This window comes from Streptomyces sp. NRRL F-5755 (assembly GCF_001279365.1).
Taxonomy (GTDB): Bacteria; Actinomycetota; Actinomycetes; order Streptomycetales; family Streptomycetaceae; genus Streptomyces; species Streptomyces rimosus.
Genome location: NZ_LGCW01000224.1, coordinates 1 through 275, shown reverse-complemented (window position 1 = coordinate 275; position 275 = coordinate 1). Strand labels below are relative to the sequence as shown.

The following is a 275-nucleotide window of genomic DNA, read 5'->3' as shown; positions in this document are numbered from 1 at the left end:
CAGGTCGACGCCGGACTTCTCCAGGAAGACGACGGCTTCGGCGCACGCCTGGATGTTGACGGCGACGATGAGCTGGTTGGCCGCCTTGACGGTCTGCCCGGAGCCGTGCGGACCGCAGCGCACGATGGTCGTGCCCAGGGCCTCGAACAGCGGGTAGGCGGCGTCGAAGTCCTCCTGGGCGCCGCCGACCATGATGGACAGCACCGCCTCGACGGCGCCGGCCTCGCCGCCGGAGACCGGGGCGTCCAGCACCCTGATCCCCTTGCCGGCCGCGG

At 72.4% G+C, this 275-nt stretch carries 1 protein-coding gene; it reads right to left on the bottom strand.

Annotated elements, in window-relative coordinates:
• Window positions 1–275 (bottom strand): NAD(P)-binding domain-containing protein (locus tag ADK86_RS18275; protein WP_159393882.1); only part of this gene is annotated, 275 nt, incomplete at both ends.